This window comes from Limnobacter olei (assembly GCF_029087225.1).
GTDB lineage: Bacteria > Pseudomonadota > Gammaproteobacteria > Burkholderiales > Burkholderiaceae_B > Limnobacter > Limnobacter olei.
In genome coordinates, this window is the sequence record NZ_JARFJD010000003.1 from 83,400 (window position 1) to 100,405 (window position 17,006).

Genomic DNA, 17,006 nt, shown 5'->3' on the forward strand with positions numbered 1-17,006 from the left:
CCAAGGAAATGTGAATCATGGAAAACGCCAACCCCGACGTGGGAATTATTAAATCGCCAGCCGGTCTGCAGGTAGAACGTGGCGGCAAGATTGTTGAGCTAAGTCAAGGCGATGCCTTGAAATGGAATGACGTAGTAACCAACACCGGCACTCAGACTGTTGAGGTATTGATGCCTGCTGTGTCTGCCGGACATGGTGACACACTGCTGCAACTGGCACCCAACGCGTCAGCAAAGCTGGAACAGATTACCTCCACCGTTGCAGATGGTGCGACCCGAACAGAAGTGGTCGCGCTGAGCGAAGGCGTAGAGCTCTATGACATTGACAATGATGTCAGCTCGGCAATCCTCACCCCATATGAAGGGACAATGTCTGGCCTGGTCGGTGCTGGTTTGTTGGCTGGTGGTAGCGCTGGCGCTGGTGTAGGCGCAGCTATTGGTGGTGCCGCTCTTGGCGCGCTCGCGCTGAGCGACGATGGTGACGACACAGTAACGCCATCGGATGACAGCGACTCTGACTCTGACAGCGATTCTGACTCCGACAGCGACTCTGACTCTGACAGCGATGCGGAAGGCGACACTTCTGGTCTGATCGGCGGTATCGAGTCATTGAACGATGGTTTGGAACAAACTCCACTTGCGCCGATCACCGCTGTGACAGGCGCGGTGGCCGATGGTCTGGCAACAGTCTCTGACGGCATAGCAAGTATGTCCGAACAGGACCCCACTGGTGTCTCTACAGTGCTCGCGGAGACAATCGGTCAGCCTCAAGAGGGCTACACAAACGATCAAGAAGGTTTGGTCGGAGTAGTCAGCAACCTGTCACAAGGCTTGGCCGAAGGCGCAGAGGAAACTCCGCTTGACCCACTTGTTGATCCATTGGCTCAAACACTCGGATACAGTGAAGCGGATGGTACCGATGGGGTCGCCTCTGGCTTGAGCAGTGTTGGCGACACACTCGCTGCAGACGAAAGCCAATTGAACCCGCTGACCTCCGATATCCTCTCACCGATAGTTGGAACCGATGAAGGGTCTGGTGGAGCGACAGGCTTAAGCGGCACGCTGAACGAAATAGGCGAAGGACTCACCGACTTGACCAACGAGGATAGTGCACTGGCACCGCTGGACCCAGCAACTACTGCTGTTTCCGACATGGTGGTATCTGCCCTGTCATCGGGAATTTCGGACGGTGGAGATGCAATCGTCGAAAACGCTGAAATGGCTGGCCCAGGCGCGGAATTGATAACCACTGTTGGCACCTTGCTAGGCGGTGAAAGTACTCCCCCCGACACCGAGGAACCGCCCCCAGCAGACGGCGGAACAACGGGTACCCCTCTAGACGCTGTACTTGATCCAGTAAGTGGCGCTTTGGATGGTGGTGAAGCACCGGAAACTCCATTGTCACCACTAACCGATGCCTTGATGGACAACTCCGATCCAGCAGTGTTTGCGGAGAACCTTGCAGGGGTGATTGATGATGTTGGTGCAAACACGCCACTCGTTGCCGTGACCGATCCAATCAGTAATGCATTGACTGGTGGTGAAAGCACAGGGGGAGAGGAGAGCACAGGCGGCACCACCGGAACTCCGCTCGATGCCGTGATCGACCCGCTTGCCGAGGCAGCAATGGGCGGTGGAGACACATCACCGATTGATGACCTGCTTGGGGCTGCAGACGGCACACCTATTAGCACCGTGACAGATCCACTTCAGGAAGCAATCAGCCCACTGACCGGTGGACTCGGCTAATCCCGAATCCCCGAATACAAAAACCCCTCTTCGGAGGGGTTTTTTATTTGAATCCAAATCCCGGTTCAGTGCAGTAAAAATAATAACTTTACCGACAACCCAACGGACATCACCTTATGAGCACGGCACCTCAAATCGGCACCATTGCCTCAAAAACCGACAAGCTATTGGTTCAGCGCCAAGGCGAGCAACTCACCTTGCGTCAAGGCGATGCAATTTTGGCCGGCGATGTTTTACAGAACAAAGATCTGGTCGCCGTGGACATCGAACTCCCTGGGCAGGCTGCTGGCCAAGCCGACTCGCTGGTGACCTTGGCGCCGGAATCAGCCGCACAAATCGCCACAAACTCAACCGCTGAAGGCGGCATGATTGAGGTGACCTCGTTGACAGACGGCGTCGAGCTTTTCGCAGTTAGTGAGGGAACTGATGGTGCTGTTTTACTCGCCGATGCCGGCACAGGCTTTAGCGGATTGGTTGGTGCAGGTCTGCTTTCCGCTGGTACTGCGGGTGGTGCCAGCGGAATTGCCACAGCGATCGGTGGCGGCGTGGGTGTTGCAGCACTTGCCGCCTCGTCTGGCGATGACACCAACGCAGGAGGCACTGCCTTTACAGATGTGCGCGTGGACAATGGCGATGAAACAACAGAACCCGTCGACGATCCCGAGAATCCTGACGAAAGCGAAGACCCAGAAGATCCAGAGAATCCGGAAGATCCTGTCGACAATCCTGAGGAACCGGAGGAACCCACGGATCCTGTCGATGAGGGAACCACTGGCACGCCGCTGGATGCTGTACTCGACCCTTTGGCCGATGCACTCGGAGATACCCCCTTGTCGGTGATTTCCGATCCCTTGTTTGATGCCCTGGGATCTCTACCCATCGGCTCCGCCCCCAACCCCGCAGATGCCTTGCCACTGGACGCCGTTACAGGCAACTTACCAGTCTGAGTGAGGGTTTCTGACATAAAAAAGGCCACAGATGGTGGCCTTTTTTTTATTCAATCCAAGAGAATTATCAATAACCTGTGCCACTCATTCGAATTTGTCGTAACGAATGTTCTCAGCCTTCACGCCCAACTTCGAAAACTTGGCAATTGCTGCATCAATCATCGCGGGCGGTCCGCACAAGTAAGCCTGAACCTGCGGCCAATCCAATTCAAGCTTGTCCAGTTCGTCCGTGACATAGCCACGCGCACCGTTCCAGCTAGAATTGGCGGGCTCTTCCGACAACACCTGCTTGAAGTTCAGTGAACCTCGCCAGCCTTGCTGAATTCGACCAATCTCTTCCCCGGCATACAGGTCGCGCTGGGTACGTGCACCGAACAGATAAACCGCATCGCGCGTTTCACCCGCCCACTTGGCCTGCTCCAGCAAACTCAAAATAGGTGCCATGCCACTGCCACCCGCAACACACACAATCGGTGCAGGCTTTTCACCCTCGGCCGGGCGCAAGTAGAAATCACCAAACGGTCCGCTCATGCTCAGCCGCGTTTCTTGCCGGTTGGCAGCAAACAGCCATTCAGTGAACTTGCCACCTGGCACCTTGCGAACATGAAAAACCAGTTCATTGGCTTCCTGACCTTTCGGCGCCATTGCAAAGCTGTAGTTGCGCGACAAACTAAATTCCTCAAGTCGAACTTCAGCGTATTGCCCTGCCTTGAAGGGCATGGGGTCATCCAGCGCAACCCGCAATTCCACAATGTCATGGGTCAAGTCTTTTTGACCCACAATCGTGCCGCGCGTCTCAACCAAACGGTCGCCGCCCGAAGTCAACTCCACTTCAATTTCAAGGTCTGTTTCTGGAATCGACTGACAGGCCAAAATCATCCCGGCCTTCAAATCCTCAGCACTCAATACATAACTGGAGTCGGTCAGTTCGCGCACTTTGCCACTTTTCAGTTTGCACTTGCATTGGGTGCAACTACCCACTCTGCAATTGTGGGGAAACCCCAAACCAGCAGACAAGGCCGAATTCAAAATCACCTTGCGGCCTTTTTCCACCTCAAAGCTTTGCCCACCTGGGGCCACACTTACCTTGTGGGTCACTTTGCCTTTCTTGCCCGCCGCTACACCACCCTGCAATCCGAACCATTCAAGCAATTTCATGATTCTCTCCTTTTACGCAGCAGCGCGATTCAATTGTTGGCTGGCCTGTTGCGCCAGCTGGGCCGATTTCAAGCCTTTCATTCCGCTTTTCACACTGGCCTCAATCGCCAGTTTTTTTTCTTCCGGCGTGGCAAAGGTTTCATCCCAATGGTTCAACAAAGGCGTCATCACCTTCTTGTAAAGCGGCGGCACCAAGGCCAACAAAATGGTGCCCAGGTAGCCCGTGGGCAACATGGGTGCATGGCGGTAACTGCGCAGGTTCCAGTATTCCTGGTCGGCTTCGGCATGGTGGTGTGAATGACGGGTCAGCGCGTACAGCAGGGCAGTCGACACTGAAGCGTTGGTGTTCCAGCTGTGGCGAGGTTCCACCTTGTCTTCCGGACGACGAACAATCCCGTAATGCTCCATGTAATTCACGATTTCAAGCAAGGTTTTACCACCCGCACTCATGATCCAGAACATCACCACGCCAGCCCAGCCACCGATATAGTACGAGGCAACAAACAGACTCAAGCTCATCAAATTGCCACGCATCATGCGGCTGTGAATCGGGTTCCAAACTGACTGGTTGAACTTGGCCAAACGCTGCTTCTCCAGCTTCCAGGCCGACTTGTATCCACCAATCGTGCTTTTCAGCACAAAGCCATACACATTCTCACCGCGCTGCGCGGTGGCGGGGTCAGCCGGAGTACCCAAATTCTTGTGGTGTCCGTACACATGCTCAATCGCAAAAGATGCGTCGCAAGTAAACGCCAGCATCCAGCGACCCAAAATCATGTCGCGCATGCTGTAGGTGCGGTGGGTCAGCTCATGGCCTACATTCGTGCCACCGGCACCGAACAGGAATGCACCCGCCACCGCACCCACAAACCATTGGTACCAAGTGGTATCAGCTTGCAACTGAAGGCGGTCATAGCCAAATGTTTTCAACATGAAAGCATCAATGCCCAAAACATCCACAGGGGCCACCGCCCAGGTAAAGCAAAGTGTTACCCACATCAAAATTGGTAACGTCAGCCACAACATCAGGTTCAAAAAAAACTCGCCTTCCATGCGGGGCTCACTGCGGTCATCTGGCAGCAAAACATCACCTAAAGCCACAACAAGCACCAAAGCAGCAATGCCGGTGTACATCCACGCCCCGCCCTGCATCATGGCGTGCATCACGCCAATCGCAATCAGCGGAAAAGTGGTGAATTTAAGGTAATGCAACATAGGTGGTCTCCCGTTGATGAATGCCCAATAATTGTTATTGGAGGGGCAAGGTCTATCCCGACGAAAAACATGTTAACGATTGTAAACATACTCGTCAATACCCATCTCCCTAAAATTGGATAAAACTTCCAAATCAAGGATTCATAACAGATGTTCGGGTTTTCGCTATAATCGATCGCTTATGACCGCCAACGCATCAACCATCCACGGCCGCACCCGGCTTATTGAAGCTGCACTGAACCTGAGCTATCACCGGCGAAGTTTCTCCAGCCTCGGCATTCGCGAAATCACGCGCGAGGCGAAACTCTCTGCGCCTGCGTTTTACAGGCACTTTGAAGACCTGGCCGACCTTGGAACCGCCGTTATTCTCGAAGTAGAAAAAGCAGTGCTCGACGCCTTCACCGAGGTTCGAATCAGTACCGCCAAAGAGGCCGACCTCGACATTCGCCCCATGCTCGTCAAACGGTTTTTTGACTGGGCGGCCGAGAATCCAAAACCAGTCGTGGTGGGAGCCTCTGAGGCTTTCGGTGCCCTTGAACGCATGCGCGACGGTCTGAAAAAAACCATTCGGGCGATCAGTGAAGACATTTGCAGCGACAACCGCATTGCCGCCCTGCTGCCCGGTTTGCCCAAAGAGGAAATGATCGAGGTGCTGGAAGTACTTGCCCAAAATGTGCTCTTCATGGCAGTTGAGTACGTCGAGAAACCCGATCAGCGGCAGGCCATTTACGACAAAGCGCTTCGCATTGTGGCTGTGATCTTTGCAGGCGCGCACGCCACACATGCCATGAAACTGGAGCAGGAAAGCAACCAAGCCCCATGATTGATAAATTGAACAACGCTTCAATTTAACAAAAAAGCAACATCGTGTTTCCTGCCCTGTTTAAAGGATTAAACTGTCAACACACAAATTAACATTGTGGTAACAAAAATTCCGAAACAGGAGCCACACTCATGCGCATCGCCATTCTTGAAGACGACCTGACACAAAGCGAAATGCTGCGCTGGGTGCTTGAATCGGTCAACCACAAATGCCATTGCTTTGCCACATTCAAAAGCTTTCAAACCGCCCTGTACCGCGACAGCTTTGATTTGGTACTGCTCGATTGGGTGTTGCCCGACAGCTCTGGCCCCAAAGTCATGCACTGGATTCGTGAAACCCTACACATCAAAGTGCCAGTGTTGTTCATCACTTCAAAAACCGACGAAGAAAACATTGTCGAAGCGCTGAATGCCGGTGCTGACGACTACATGATCAAGCCCATACGTCGTGGCGAACTAATCGCCCGTGTCAATGCCCTGCTGCGTCGCGCGTATCCCGAATTAACAGCCCCAGAGGTGTTTGAAATCACCGACCTGGAATTTCACCCCAAGTTCTCCACCATCGTGCGCCACACCAAGCGCGTGATCATGACTCAAAAAGAATTTGATTTGGCTCTTTTGCTGTTTCGCAACCTGGGCAAGCCGCTGTCACGATCACACATTCAGGAAAGCGTGTGGGGACGCGACACCGATTTGCCCTCGCGAACCATGGACACCCACATCTCCCGCGTACGCTCCAAGCTGGCTTTGCGGCCCGAGCAAGGCTTCCGTTTAACCCCTGTGTATGGCTTTGGTTACAAACTGGAACAGGTGGACCATGAAGGCAAATCCACAGATCTGGCAAAAATCAAACGCCAACTCGCCGAGAACGATTGAGGGCGCATCTGCCATAGCGGGTTATAATGAAGGGTTTTCCGCCCAGTAGGTATTATGGAGCTTTTCGCAGTCGGCCTGAATTATCAATCCGCACCGCTCGCACTTCGCGAGCGTTTGGCGTTTCCGGCCGAGCAATTGCAAGAGGCCCTGCGTGCGCTGGCGCAACGCGTACAAGCCCCTGAAGCAGCCATTCTCTCAACCTGCAACCGCACGGAAGTGTATTGCGCAGCCAGCAATATTGAGCAGCTCAAAACCGACTTGCTTGAATGGTTGGCAGTCAACCGCAACATTCCAACCACCGAACTAGGCCCCCACCTGTATATTCTTCCCCAACAGGAAGTGGTACGCCATGCATTCCGCGTGGCCAGCGGACTGGATTCCATGGTGCTGGGCGAAGCGCAAATTCTGGGCCAAATGAAGCAAGCCGCCCGCACCGCTGAAGAAGCAGGTACGCTGGGGCAAATGTTGCATCAGCTGTTTCAGCGCACCTTCTCGGTCGCCAAGGAAGTGCGCTCACATACAGAAATCGGCGCCCACTCAGTTTCAATGGCGTCAGCCGCCGTGAAACTGGCCAGCCGAATTTTTGGAGACCTCAGCAAGCGCCATGTACTGTTCATTGGTGCCGGCGAAATGATTCAGCTGTGCGCTACCCATTTTGCGGCCCAGAATCCAAAAAGCATCACCATTGCCAACCGCAGCGCAGATCGCGCCAACCAATTGGCTCAAACCCATGGCGCCAGCGTCATCGGCCTGGCGCAGGTGCCCGAGCAACTCGCAAAATCCGACATTGTGATTTCATGCACCGCGAGCACCCTACCAATCATTGGGTTGGGCATGGTTGAAGCTGCCTGCAAGAAACGCAAGCATGAACCCATTTTCATGCTCGACCTTGCGGTACCCCGCGACATCGAAGCGCAAGTCAGCAAGCTCGACGACGTATTCCTGTATTCGGTTGATGACCTTAGCCAAATTGTGCAAGAAGGCCGTGAGCAACGCGCCGCCGCCGTGGAACAAGCCGAGGCCATTATTGAATCGCAAGTGCAAGGCTTCATGCGCTGGATGAGCGAACGTTCGCTGGTCCCCACCATTCAGGAAATTCACCAGAAAGCCGACGATATTGCCCAGCTTGAACTTGATCACGCCCGCAAGCAACTGGCCAAAGGCACACCCGCCGACGACGTACTACAGCTGATGGCCCACCGCATGAGCGCAAAATTCATGCACGGCCCCATGCAAGCGCTTCACCACGCAAGCCCGGCCGAACGGGAAGCCCTGTTAAAGTGGCTGCCTCAGCTATTCAACATTAAAAATACCGACAAATAGATGAAAGACAGCATGCGGAACCGGCTAACGCGCCTTGCCGAGCGCCTTGCCGACCTTGAAGAATTCTTGTCGTCCCAAAACGCCGCCAACGACATGGCGCAGTTCAAGGCCATCACGCGCGAACGCTCTGAATTGCTGCCCGCGACCGAACGCTTTGCGGAATATCAAAGTATTGAAGCCGACTTGAATACCGCGCGGGAATGGCTTTCCGAACCGGACATGCGCGAAATGGCCCGCGAAGAAATTGCCCAAAACGAAGCGAAACTTGCGCAACTCGAAGCCGACCTTCAACGCCTGCTGCTGCCCAAAGACCCCAATGATCACCGCAACGCCATGCTTGAAATTCGCGCTGGTACCGGCGGTGATGAATCCGCGCTGTTCGCAGGCGACCTGTTTCGAATGTACACCCGGTACGCGGAACGCCAGGGTTGGCAAATCGAGGTCATGAGCGCCAGTGAATCGGAACTGGGTGGCTACAAAGAAGTGATCATTCGCCTGGTTGGCGACCATGTGTACAAGCACCTGAAATTTGAATCAGGCGGTCATCGAGTGCAACGTGTTCCTGCCACCGAAAGCCAAGGCCGCATTCACACTTCGGCCTGCACTGTAGCGGTGATGGCTGAACCTGACGAAGCAGAAACCGTTGAAATCAATCCGGCTGATTTACGAATCGACACCTACCGTGCCAGCGGCGCAGGCGGTCAGCACATCAACAAAACCGATTCCGCCGTTCGCATTACTCACTTGCCCACAGGCCTGGTGGTGGAATGTCAGGACGAACGCAGCCAGCACAAAAACAAGGCCAAGGCCATGAAGGTACTGAATGTACGCCTTCAAGACAAAATCGACCGCGAACGCCAAGCCGCCGAAGCCAGCGAACGTCGCAGCCTCGTGGGCTCAGGCGACAGGTCCGAGCGTATTCGCACCTACAACTTTCCCCAAGGGCGAATGACCGACCACCGAATCAACTTGACCCTGTACAAACTCGACTACATCATGGATGGGGATTTAACCGACCTGATGAATGGCCTGACTGCATTTCACGAAGCTGAACTGCTGGCCGAGATCACCGCCAAAGAATGAGCACACTGCCCAAGCCCACCATTGAATCGGTGTTGCAGCAAACACGCGAAGAGACCGGGCTTGCGCCCAGCGAGCTGCGTATCCTGATGACCCACATCACCGGGTTTGACCGGGTCAATCTGGTGACCAAGGGCAACCGTGAACTTCCCATGGACCAACTCAGCGCGTTCAAATCACTGGCCGCCAAAAGGCAGCAAGGCGAACCCATTGCCTATTTGGTACAACAAAAGGAATTCTATTCACGCCCGTTTTTTATCGACTCGCGGGTGCTGATACCCCGCCCCGAAACCGAAGAACTGGTAGAACATGCCCTTGGTTTTTTGCAAAGCAAATCGACTGAAAACCTGCTGACCCGAGTGCTCGACATTGGTTGCGGCAGTGGTGCCATTGCGGTGTCACTGGCGCTTGAAAACCCAATACTTGAGGTGACAGCCACCGACATTTCTGCAGACGCGTTGTGGGTGGCCCAATTCAACGCCAATGAACTGGGCGCGAAAAACATCCGTTTCGTTCAATCTGATCTCTTCGAGAATTTGCTGAACCAAACACCGTCCTTGGCATTCGACCTCATTTGCAGCAACCCGCCCTACATTGAACTGGGGGACGAACATCTTTCACAAGGCGATCTGCGTTTCGAGCCCCAACAAGCCTTGACGGATGGCGGCGATGGCCTGCGCTTTTACCGTGAAATTGCCCAACACAGCCCAAGCCTGTTGCGTGCAGGTGGCGGCGTGCTGGTTGAACACGGCCACCTCCAACAAGAGGCCGTGAAAGCCCTGTTTTCAAAGGCGCCCTATGTGCATGTTCAAGGCCTGCCCGACCTGGCCGGCACCCCGCGCTTCGTGTTTGCTCACATCTAGGCATTGAAAACGAGCGTTTTATACCCACATCCATTACACTACAGGGTTGTAGCAATTCATCAAATTGAAAGGAAGTTCTTATGAGCGCTCGCGATTCCATTCACGAAACCGTCACCAGCCACCCCGTGGTTTTGTTCATGAAAGGAACAGCCCAGTTCCCCATGTGCGGGTTTTCTGGTCGCGCCATTCAAATCCTGAAAGCCTGCGAAGCTGAAAAAGTAGTCACAGTGAACGTACTGGACGACCCCGAAATTCGTCAAGGCATCAAAGAATACGCCAACTGGCCCACCATTCCACAACTCTATGTGAACGGCGAATTTTTGGGCGGATGTGACATCATGACCGAGATGTACCAAAGTGGCGAATTGCAGGCACTGATTGCCGCCGCCAACGCGTCGACAAAGTCTGAGTAAATCATGAAACCGGCCGCACCAATCGCCGTGCGGCCACTTCCAGGCATCCCATCTTGAGCAGCACCCTCCCCCCCCAATTCAAACAGTCCATCACCGTCGCCATTACTGGTGCAAGCGGTGCTTTGTATGGTTTGAAAACTCTAGACTTGCTGCGTGCTCGCGGCGACACGGAAATTCACTTGGTGGTGTCGTCTTCAGGCTGGCTCACCCTGGCCAGTGAATGCGACCTGAGCAAGGAAGAAATTGAAGCGAAAGCCCATGTGGTGCACTCGCCCAAACATGTGGGCAACTGCATCGCCAGTGGTTCTTATCCCTCCATGGGCATGGTCATTGCGCCCTGCTCCATGCACACCTTGGCTGCTGTGGCACATGGTTTGTCCAATAACCTGATCACACGCGCAGCCGATGTGGTGCTGAAAGAGCGACGCCGCCTGGTCTTGCTGCCCCGTGAAACTCCGCTTAATTTGGCTCATCTTCGCAACATGGTCAGTGTGACTGAAATGGGTGGCATTGTGATGCCACCAGTGCCCGCACTGTACCAGCGCCCTGCCAGCATCGACGCGATGGTCACCGACACCGCCCAGCACGCCCTGCAACTGCTGGGGCTGCCCAATGTGCAGCGCAGCGAATGGCAAGGGCTCAAAAGCAGCAGCTAAAGATTGTGCTTGCCCAGCGCTTTCTCAGGTAATCAATCAACGTCTCGGGCAGTCTTACCCACCTCATTGATCTAGGCTGGTACGTGAAAGCGCTGCTGCAAGTCCTCTTCTGCATCAAGCCCCAACTCAACCAACATGTTGCGCAATCGCTGCGCAGCCTTGGGGTTCGATCGTTGGTGCTTCTTCGCAATAATCAACTCATTTTTCATCGAGTGCTCCCAACCCACCAACTCGGTCACAGTCACCTGGTAACCATGCGCCTCCAGTTGCAGGCAACGCAACACATTCGTCAGCTGGCTACCAAATTCACGGGTATGAAGTGGATGGCGCCACATTTCCACCAAACTGCTTTTACCCAGCTGGCTGGCTTTGTTCTTGCGCAAGTGCGTAGCCACTTCAGCCTGACAACACGGCACCAAGGCCATAAACTTCGCCTGTTTTTTCAATCCAAATGAAATCGCATCGTCAGTGGCCGTGTTACACGCGTGCAGCGCAGTGACAATATCGACAGTTTCAGGCAAATCAGGGTGCTCCGTGGCCTGCGCCACCGGCAAATTAATAAACTGCATACCCGCTTCAAAACCAAGCTGTTTCGCCAGGGTATTCGACTTATCCACCAACTCCTGTCGGGTTTCCACGCCGGCCACTACAGCCCCTTCGGGGTTTTGTTTCAAGTAGAGGTCGTACAAAATAAACCCGAGATACGACTTGCCTGCACCATGATCCACCAAGTACAAACCGCCGTCATTCGCTTTGCGCACCTCGTCAATCAAAGGCTCGATAAATTGGGTCAGGTGGTACACCTGCTTCAACTTCCTTCGGCTGTCCTGGTTAATCCCACCTTCTCGCGTCACAATGTGCAACGCCTTCAACAATTCGATTGACTGACCTGGCTTTAGCTCCAGTGCATCTAATGGATTTTTCGTGAGTTTTGGCATGAATGGTTGCAGCGGTGAATTCAATGCGCACAGTGTAAAGGGTTTAAGCTCAACCGGCTTGGGCTCCGATCTCTCTCAGCTTTTTAATCGCCCACTCGGCTTGGGCTCCGATCTCTGTGGCTTTGTTAATAGCTCAATCAGCTTGGGTTTCAATCTCTCGCCAGAAAACCTGTATCTCCCTTGCTGAGCCTCGCGATGCCTGAGAACGACCCTCCTAAACTGCGGGTCGGGTTCGTTCTCTGTTGCCCATGCTGGGCAACACCGGCCCTGCTCGGCACGCAAGGGCAGGTTTTCTTGAAGGCGAGGTGATCGAAACACCGCCGCCGATTGGGCTTTGAATGCAGCCGTGAGTTGCGTGGTGAGGGAGATTCGCCAGTGTCGATAGGGCTTTGAACGCAGCCTGCAGTGACTCGATAGGCGAGAGGTGTAGGCCGGGTGACTGGGGAGCTGAACTTGCAATGGGTCGCACGATGACCAGTCAGAAAACTTGCCGGTTTGGCGCGCCGAGACTAACGATCGCGCCCTGGCGCGAAAGCCAAGACCCGACCGTTACTTTTGGAGGGCTTGGCTTAGTGCCGGCTCAAGATGACAAGCCGAAATGCCAAGTTTTCGGGCAGCGGTGACCATTCAAGTTCAGCTCTTAATTCGCAAGCAAGTGCGACACAAGCAACCCACGTCGAATTGGCAATAGACGCCAGAGCAACATGCATCATCGCGTGTTCGACAGAAAAAATTTGGATAATTTCCCGGGAAACCGGGAGAAGAATGGTGCCGCTTGTCGGATTCGAACTGACGACCTACCGCTTACAAGGCGGTTGCTCTACCAACTGAGCTAAAGCGGCACTTAAGAGAAGCGCTATTTTACTCGAGTCAGATGATTTTTTTTCTTCTGCCCGGGTTTTTTTGGTGTTTTTTCATCAGATTTATCTGATTTAGCCACAGACAAAGGCTGCGGGTCATCAGAGGCTCCCGAAACCGAACGTAAACCAGCAGGCTTGTCATCAGGATCAGTTGAAACAGGCTCATCCTCTTCATCAAGAATGAATTGCACCGCCTCGTTTCCATCACCCTCAATTTCTGCCAATGGCTTCAATACTTCAAAGGCCATGCCATGTCCATTCTCGCGCGCATAAATCGCGCTGATTTGTTCAATTGGCACAAAAATTTCGCGAACTACCCCGCCAAATCGAGCTTCAAACTCAATCGCCGTATTGCCAAGGCTTAATTTGTTGGTGGCCAGGGGAGACGTGTTCAGCACGATCTCCCCGGCTTTCACAAACTCTTTCGGCACTTGGGTTTTCTCATTCACAGCCACGGCGAGGTAAGGCGTGTAGCCATTGTCGACACACCATTCGTGAATGGCTCGAATCAAATAAGGCTTTGTAGATACTTCAGTCACTGCTTTTTCCTCGACGTGTCCAGATGGCTACTCAGTGAGTATCCAATTAACGACGCATTACCTTTTCTGAAGGTGTCAATGCATCAATAAATGCAGGCTTCGCGAAAATACGTTCGGCATACTTCATCAATGGCGCAGCAGACTTGGGCAGCTCAATACCATAATGCTCCAAGCGCCACAGCAAGGGTGCCAAAGCAACATCAAGCATCGAGAACTCTTCGCCCAGCATGTATTTGCTTTTCACAAACACAGGGGCCAGTTGGGTCAGTTGCTCGCGAATTGCCGACTTGGCTTTGTCCATGGCCTTGGGGTTACCCGCTTTTTCCAACACGCTCACATGTTGAAACAGTTCACGCTCAAAATTGAACAGGAACAAGCGGGTACGTGCACGCATCACCGGGTCGGCCGGCATCAATTGGGGATGAGGGAAACGCTCATCAATGTACTCATTGATAATGTTTGACTCATACAAAATCAAATCGCGTTCAACCAGAATTGGCACCTGGCTATAGGGGTTCATCACACTGATGTCATCAGGCCGATTGAACAAGTCAATGTCCTTGATCTCGAAATCCATGCCTTTTTCATGCAAAACAAACCGGCAACGCTGAGAAAACGGGCAGGTCGTTCCAGAGTAAAGAACCATCATAATGTTGTCATCCCAAAACAAAAAATGGCCAGGGCGAACAAACACCCCAGCCTGTACATGATTAAGCCAAATAGCTTACTTGATGTCTTTCCAGTAAGCGGCGTTCAAGCGCCATGCAAAAATGGTGAATACGCCAAAGAACAACAGCACGATCACGCCCAACTTGAAGCGGTCTTCCCGTACAGGTTCAGCCATGAACACCAGGAAACTCGTGAGGTCGGCCATGGCTTGGTCGTACTCTACCTGAGTCATGGTGCCAGGCTTGACCTGCTCGAATCCAACGAACTGTTGAATTTTCTTGGTCGCATCGTGCGGGTCAGTCACTTCTTCGTACTTGGCAACTCGCTCACCCTGCAATTCCCACAACACATGCGGCATGCCCACGTTCGGGAAGGCCATGTTGTTCCAGCCGGTTGGCTTGGAAGGATCACGGTAATAGGTGCGCAGATAGGTGTAAATGTAATCTGCACCCGGGCCATTTGAAGAAGCGCGTGAACGTGCAATCAACGACAAATCAGGGGGTGCCGCACCAAACCATTTCTTGGCATCTTTTGGATCCATAGAAATATTCATGGTGTCGCCCACGTTGTCAGTGGCGAACATCAGGTTTTCCTTGATCTGCTCATCGGTCAAACCAATGTCGCGCAAGCGGTTGTAACGCATGCTTTCAGCAGAGTGGCAATTCAAACAGTAATTGGAAAACAACTTGGCACCGCGTTGAAGCGCGGCCAGGTCATTCGTCAAATCGGGCGCCTTGTCCAAAGGATAGTTGCTGCCCGCACCGAGAACCAGTGAGGGAACAAGCGCCAACAAAGCCAGTAGTTTTTTCATCATTTAATCCTATCTTCTCCAGTTCGTCGTCCAGTCAGCTTGGTGCGCATGCTTAGTGCGGTTGAAACACAACACGGTCAGGCACAGGCTTGAAGGTGCCCAGCTTTGACCACCAAGGCATTGCCAGGAAGAACAGGAAGTAGTACAGGGTACCAATCTGGGAAACGATTTGGCCAATGTCTGATGGTGGCTTCACACCCAGATAGCCCAACACGATGAAGTTGATTACGAACACCGCGTATATCCACTTGTGCAGCGCTGGGCGATAACGGATTGACTTCACCTTGCTCTTGTCCAGCCATGGTAGGAAGAACAGGATAACAACCGCGCCACCCATGGCCACCACACCCCAGAACTTCGCATCCAGACCCAGGAACGGGAATGTGATGGCACGAAGAATGGAATAGAACGGTGTGAAGTACCAAACGGGAGCGATGTGCGCTGGTGTTTTCAACGGGTCAGCTGGAATGAAGTTGTTGTATTCCAGGAAGTAACCACCCATTTCAGGCGCGAAAAACACAATGGCAGAAAACACCATCAGGAACACGCCCACACCCAAGATGTCGTGCACGGTGTAGTAAGGGTGGAAAGGAATACCGTCCAGAGGCTTGCCGTTGGCATCCTTCTTTTCCTTGATTTCAACGCCGTCAGGATTGTTGGAACCCACTTCGTGCAAAGCCACCAAGTGCGCAGCCACCAGACCCAGCAACACCAGTGGAATGGCGATCACGTGGAAGGAGAAGAAACGGTTCAGGGTGGCATCGGAAACCACATAGTCACCGCGAATCCAGATGGCCAGATCAGGACCAATCACCGGAATTGCAGAGAACAGGTTCACGATCACCTGTGCACCCCAGTAGCTCATTTGACCCCATGGCAACAGGTAACCAAAGAAAGCCTCGGCCATCAGACACAGGAAAATTGCAACACCAAAAATCCAGATCAGCTCACGGGGCTTGCGATAAGAACCATACAACAGGCCACGCATCATGTGCAGGTAAACCACCACGAAGAACATGGAAGCGCCGGTGGAGTGCATGTAACGCACCAGCCAGCCCCACGGTACATCGCGCATGATGTACTCAACGGACTGGAAAGCTTTTGCCGCATCTGGTTTGTAGTGCATGACCAGGAAAATACCGGTCACGATCTGGATGACCAACACCAGCAAGGCCAGTGAGCCAAAGAAGTACCAGAAGTTGAAGTTTTTGGGCGCATAGTACTCGGACAAATGCGCTTTATAGGTCGAGGTCAGGGGGAAACGCTGGTCAATCCAGCCCAACACGCCTGTTGTTTCGACTTTTTTGTCTGCCGCCATAATTACTACTCCTCGCTCTCAGATGTCAGGCGTTGTTCTCGTCTACACCGATCAACAACTTGGTGTCTGACAAATATTTGTGGGGTGGCACTTCCAGATTGTCCGGTGCCGGCTTGCCAGCATAAACACGACCAGCCAGGTCAAACGTGGAACCATGGCATGGACAGAAGAACCCGCCTTGCCAATCATCAGGCAAGCTAGGCTGGGGGCCTGGCTCAAAACGCGCTGAGGGCGAACAACCAAGGTGCGAGCAGATACCAACTGCAACCAGATATTCGGGTTTGATAGAGCGGTGGGGATTGCGTGCGTATTCGGGGGTCAACTGGTCGGGGCTGCGCTCGGAATTCGGGTCAGCCAACTGGTTATCCAGCTTTGGCAGTGCTTCCACCACGGCAGGGTCGCGACGAACAACCCAAACTGGCTTTCCGCGCCATTCGACAGTTTTCATGTCGCCTGGCTGCATGCCAGAAATATCAAGCTCAACTGGCGCACCGGCTGCTTTCGCGCGCTCGGAAGGTGCCATTGAAGTCAGAAACGCGCCACCAGTTGCCGCAGCCGCTACACCACCCGCTGCACCGCAAGCGATCATCCATACGCGACGTTCTTTGTCTACAGGTTGATTATTGCTCATCAAAATAACCCCGAAAGTAAAATCCAGTGATCCATGCAACCGGAGATTGTACCCCACCAAGCTTAAAACAAGGAACAGTTTTGGGGAGAATTTCCATCAAATGCTGAGTGGACAGAAACATTTGCGGCCATACATTAGA

At 53.4% G+C, this 17,006-nt stretch carries 17 protein-coding genes and 1 tRNA gene; 9 read left to right on the top strand and 9 right to left on the bottom strand.

Annotation, left to right across the window (positions count from 1 at the left end):
- The first annotated feature begins 17 nt into the window (after positions 1 to 17).
- A complete protein-coding gene (locus tag PY990_RS03070; RefSeq protein WP_275270351.1) occupies positions 18 to 1,748 on the top strand; it encodes a hypothetical protein in 1,731 nt (576 codons plus the stop codon).
- A 116-nt stretch (positions 1,749 to 1,864) separates the two neighbouring features.
- Positions 1,865 to 2,695 (top strand): hypothetical protein, encoded by an 831-nt coding sequence (locus PY990_RS03075; protein ID WP_275270352.1) that lies wholly within the window; start codon positions 1,865 to 1,867, stop codon positions 2,693 to 2,695.
- Between the two features lie 84 nt (positions 2,696 to 2,779).
- On the opposite strand, the gene PY990_RS03080 is transcribed toward PY990_RS03075, so the two are convergent.
- Together PY990_RS03080 and PY990_RS03085 are read right to left on the bottom strand one after the other, a co-directional pair.
- Positions 2,780 to 3,853 carry a 2Fe-2S iron-sulfur cluster-binding protein gene (locus PY990_RS03080; RefSeq protein WP_275270353.1) on the bottom strand — a complete coding sequence of 358 codons (1,074 nt, stop codon included), beginning with the start codon at positions 3,851 to 3,853 and terminating at the stop codon, positions 2,780 to 2,782.
- 12 nt (positions 3,854 to 3,865) lie between these two features.
- Positions 3,866 to 5,068 (bottom strand): alkane 1-monooxygenase, encoded by a 1,203-nt coding sequence (locus PY990_RS03085; protein WP_275270354.1) that lies wholly within the window; start codon positions 5,066 to 5,068, stop codon positions 3,866 to 3,868.
- Positions 5,069 to 5,249: 181 nt separating this feature from the next.
- On the opposite strand from PY990_RS03085, the gene PY990_RS03090 reads away from it, so the two are divergent.
- The 7 genes from PY990_RS03090 (at position 5,250) to PY990_RS03120 (ending at position 11,101) form a co-directional block, all read left to right on the top strand.
- Complete coding sequence (locus PY990_RS03090; RefSeq protein WP_275270355.1) at positions 5,250 to 5,891, top strand: TetR/AcrR family transcriptional regulator; 642 nt, start codon at positions 5,250 to 5,252, stop codon at positions 5,889 to 5,891.
- 131 nt (positions 5,892 to 6,022) lie between these two features.
- Positions 6,023 to 6,766 carry a response regulator transcription factor gene (locus tag PY990_RS03095; protein ID WP_275270356.1) on the top strand — a complete coding sequence of 248 codons (744 nt, stop codon included), beginning with the start codon at positions 6,023 to 6,025 and terminating at the stop codon, positions 6,764 to 6,766.
- 54 nt (positions 6,767 to 6,820) lie between these two features.
- On the top strand, positions 6,821 to 8,089 hold the full coding sequence (gene hemA / locus PY990_RS03100) for a glutamyl-tRNA reductase (RefSeq protein WP_105027359.1): 1,269 nt from the start codon (positions 6,821 to 6,823) through the stop codon (positions 8,087 to 8,089).
- Positions 8,090 to 9,172 carry a peptide chain release factor 1 gene (prfA, locus tag PY990_RS03105; protein WP_275270357.1) on the top strand — a complete coding sequence of 361 codons (1,083 nt, stop codon included), beginning with the start codon at positions 8,090 to 8,092 and terminating at the stop codon, positions 9,170 to 9,172.
- Entirely contained in the window at positions 9,169 to 10,032 is an 864-nt protein-coding gene (prmC, locus tag PY990_RS03110) for a peptide chain release factor N(5)-glutamine methyltransferase (RefSeq protein ID WP_275270358.1), read from the top strand. Before prfA ends, prmC begins: the two co-directional genes overlap by 4 nt.
- Positions 10,033 to 10,112: 80 nt before the next feature.
- A complete protein-coding gene (grxD, locus tag PY990_RS03115; RefSeq protein WP_105027362.1) occupies positions 10,113 to 10,445 on the top strand; it encodes a Grx4 family monothiol glutaredoxin in 333 nt (110 codons plus the stop codon).
- A 53-nt stretch (positions 10,446 to 10,498) separates the two neighbouring features.
- Complete coding sequence (locus PY990_RS03120) at positions 10,499 to 11,101, top strand: UbiX family flavin prenyltransferase (RefSeq protein WP_413789491.1); 603 nt, start codon at positions 10,499 to 10,501, stop codon at positions 11,099 to 11,101.
- A 71-nt stretch (positions 11,102 to 11,172) separates the two neighbouring features.
- Here the strand turns inward: PY990_RS03120 and PY990_RS03125 are convergent, their stop codons facing one another.
- From PY990_RS03125 to petA, 7 genes are all read right to left on the bottom strand, one after another.
- Positions 11,173 to 12,039 (bottom strand): class I SAM-dependent methyltransferase, encoded by an 867-nt coding sequence (locus PY990_RS03125; protein ID WP_275270359.1) that lies wholly within the window; start codon positions 12,037 to 12,039, stop codon positions 11,173 to 11,175.
- 766 nt (positions 12,040 to 12,805) lie between these two features.
- Positions 12,806 to 12,881: transfer RNA gene (locus PY990_RS03130), tRNA-Thr, on the bottom strand.
- 14 nt (positions 12,882 to 12,895) lie between these two features.
- Complete coding sequence (locus tag PY990_RS03135) at positions 12,896 to 13,438, bottom strand: ClpXP protease specificity-enhancing factor (RefSeq protein ID WP_275270360.1); 543 nt, start codon at positions 13,436 to 13,438, stop codon at positions 12,896 to 12,898.
- 46 nt (positions 13,439 to 13,484) lie between these two features.
- A complete protein-coding gene (locus PY990_RS03140) occupies positions 13,485 to 14,087 on the bottom strand; it encodes a glutathione S-transferase N-terminal domain-containing protein (RefSeq protein ID WP_105029704.1) in 603 nt (200 codons plus the stop codon).
- A gap of 75 nt (positions 14,088 to 14,162) precedes the next feature.
- Positions 14,163 to 14,921, bottom strand: a complete 759-nt coding sequence (locus PY990_RS03145; protein ID WP_275270361.1) for a cytochrome c1 — start codon at positions 14,919 to 14,921, stop codon at positions 14,163 to 14,165.
- Positions 14,922 to 14,970: 49 nt separating this feature from the next.
- Positions 14,971 to 16,236, bottom strand: a complete 1,266-nt coding sequence (locus PY990_RS03150) for a cytochrome b (RefSeq protein ID WP_105027366.1) — start codon at positions 16,234 to 16,236, stop codon at positions 14,971 to 14,973.
- A 25-nt stretch (positions 16,237 to 16,261) separates the two neighbouring features.
- Positions 16,262 to 16,867, bottom strand: a complete 606-nt coding sequence (gene petA, locus PY990_RS03155; protein ID WP_275270362.1) for a ubiquinol-cytochrome c reductase iron-sulfur subunit — start codon at positions 16,865 to 16,867, stop codon at positions 16,262 to 16,264.
- Positions 16,868 to 17,006 lie beyond the last annotated feature (139 nt).

Excerpts from the sequence above, each read along its gene's own strand:
- PY990_RS03070 (WP_275270351.1), top strand. The coding sequence starts at position 18 with ATGGAAAACGCCAACCCCGACGTGGGAATTATTAAATCGCCAGCCGGT.
- PY990_RS03075 (WP_275270352.1), top strand. The coding sequence starts at position 1,865 with ATGAGCACGGCACCTCAAATCGGCACCATTGCCTCAAAAACCGACAAG.
- PY990_RS03080 (WP_275270353.1), bottom strand. The coding sequence starts at position 3,853 with ATGAAATTGCTTGAATGGTTCGGATTGCAGGGTGGTGTAGCGGCGGGC.
- PY990_RS03085 (WP_275270354.1), bottom strand. The coding sequence starts at position 5,068 with ATGTTGCATTACCTTAAATTCACCACTTTTCCGCTGATTGCGATTGGC.
- PY990_RS03090 (WP_275270355.1), top strand. The coding sequence starts at position 5,250 with ATGACCGCCAACGCATCAACCATCCACGGCCGCACCCGGCTTATTGAA.
- PY990_RS03095 (WP_275270356.1), top strand. The coding sequence starts at position 6,023 with ATGCGCATCGCCATTCTTGAAGACGACCTGACACAAAGCGAAATGCTG.
- hemA (WP_105027359.1), top strand. The coding sequence starts at position 6,821 with ATGGAGCTTTTCGCAGTCGGCCTGAATTATCAATCCGCACCGCTCGCA.
- prfA (WP_275270357.1), top strand. The coding sequence starts at position 8,090 with ATGAAAGACAGCATGCGGAACCGGCTAACGCGCCTTGCCGAGCGCCTT.
- prmC (WP_275270358.1), top strand. The coding sequence starts at position 9,169 with ATGAGCACACTGCCCAAGCCCACCATTGAATCGGTGTTGCAGCAAACA.
- grxD (WP_105027362.1), top strand. The coding sequence starts at position 10,113 with ATGAGCGCTCGCGATTCCATTCACGAAACCGTCACCAGCCACCCCGTG.
- PY990_RS03125 (WP_275270359.1), bottom strand. The coding sequence starts at position 12,039 with ATGCCAAAACTCACGAAAAATCCATTAGATGCACTGGAGCTAAAGCCA.
- PY990_RS03140 (WP_105029704.1), bottom strand. The coding sequence starts at position 14,087 with ATGATGGTTCTTTACTCTGGAACGACCTGCCCGTTTTCTCAGCGTTGC.
- PY990_RS03145 (WP_275270361.1), bottom strand. The coding sequence starts at position 14,921 with ATGATGAAAAAACTACTGGCTTTGTTGGCGCTTGTTCCCTCACTGGTT.
- PY990_RS03150 (WP_105027366.1), bottom strand. The coding sequence starts at position 16,236 with ATGGCGGCAGACAAAAAAGTCGAAACAACAGGCGTGTTGGGCTGGATT.
- petA (WP_275270362.1), bottom strand. The coding sequence starts at position 16,867 with ATGAGCAATAATCAACCTGTAGACAAAGAACGTCGCGTATGGATGATC.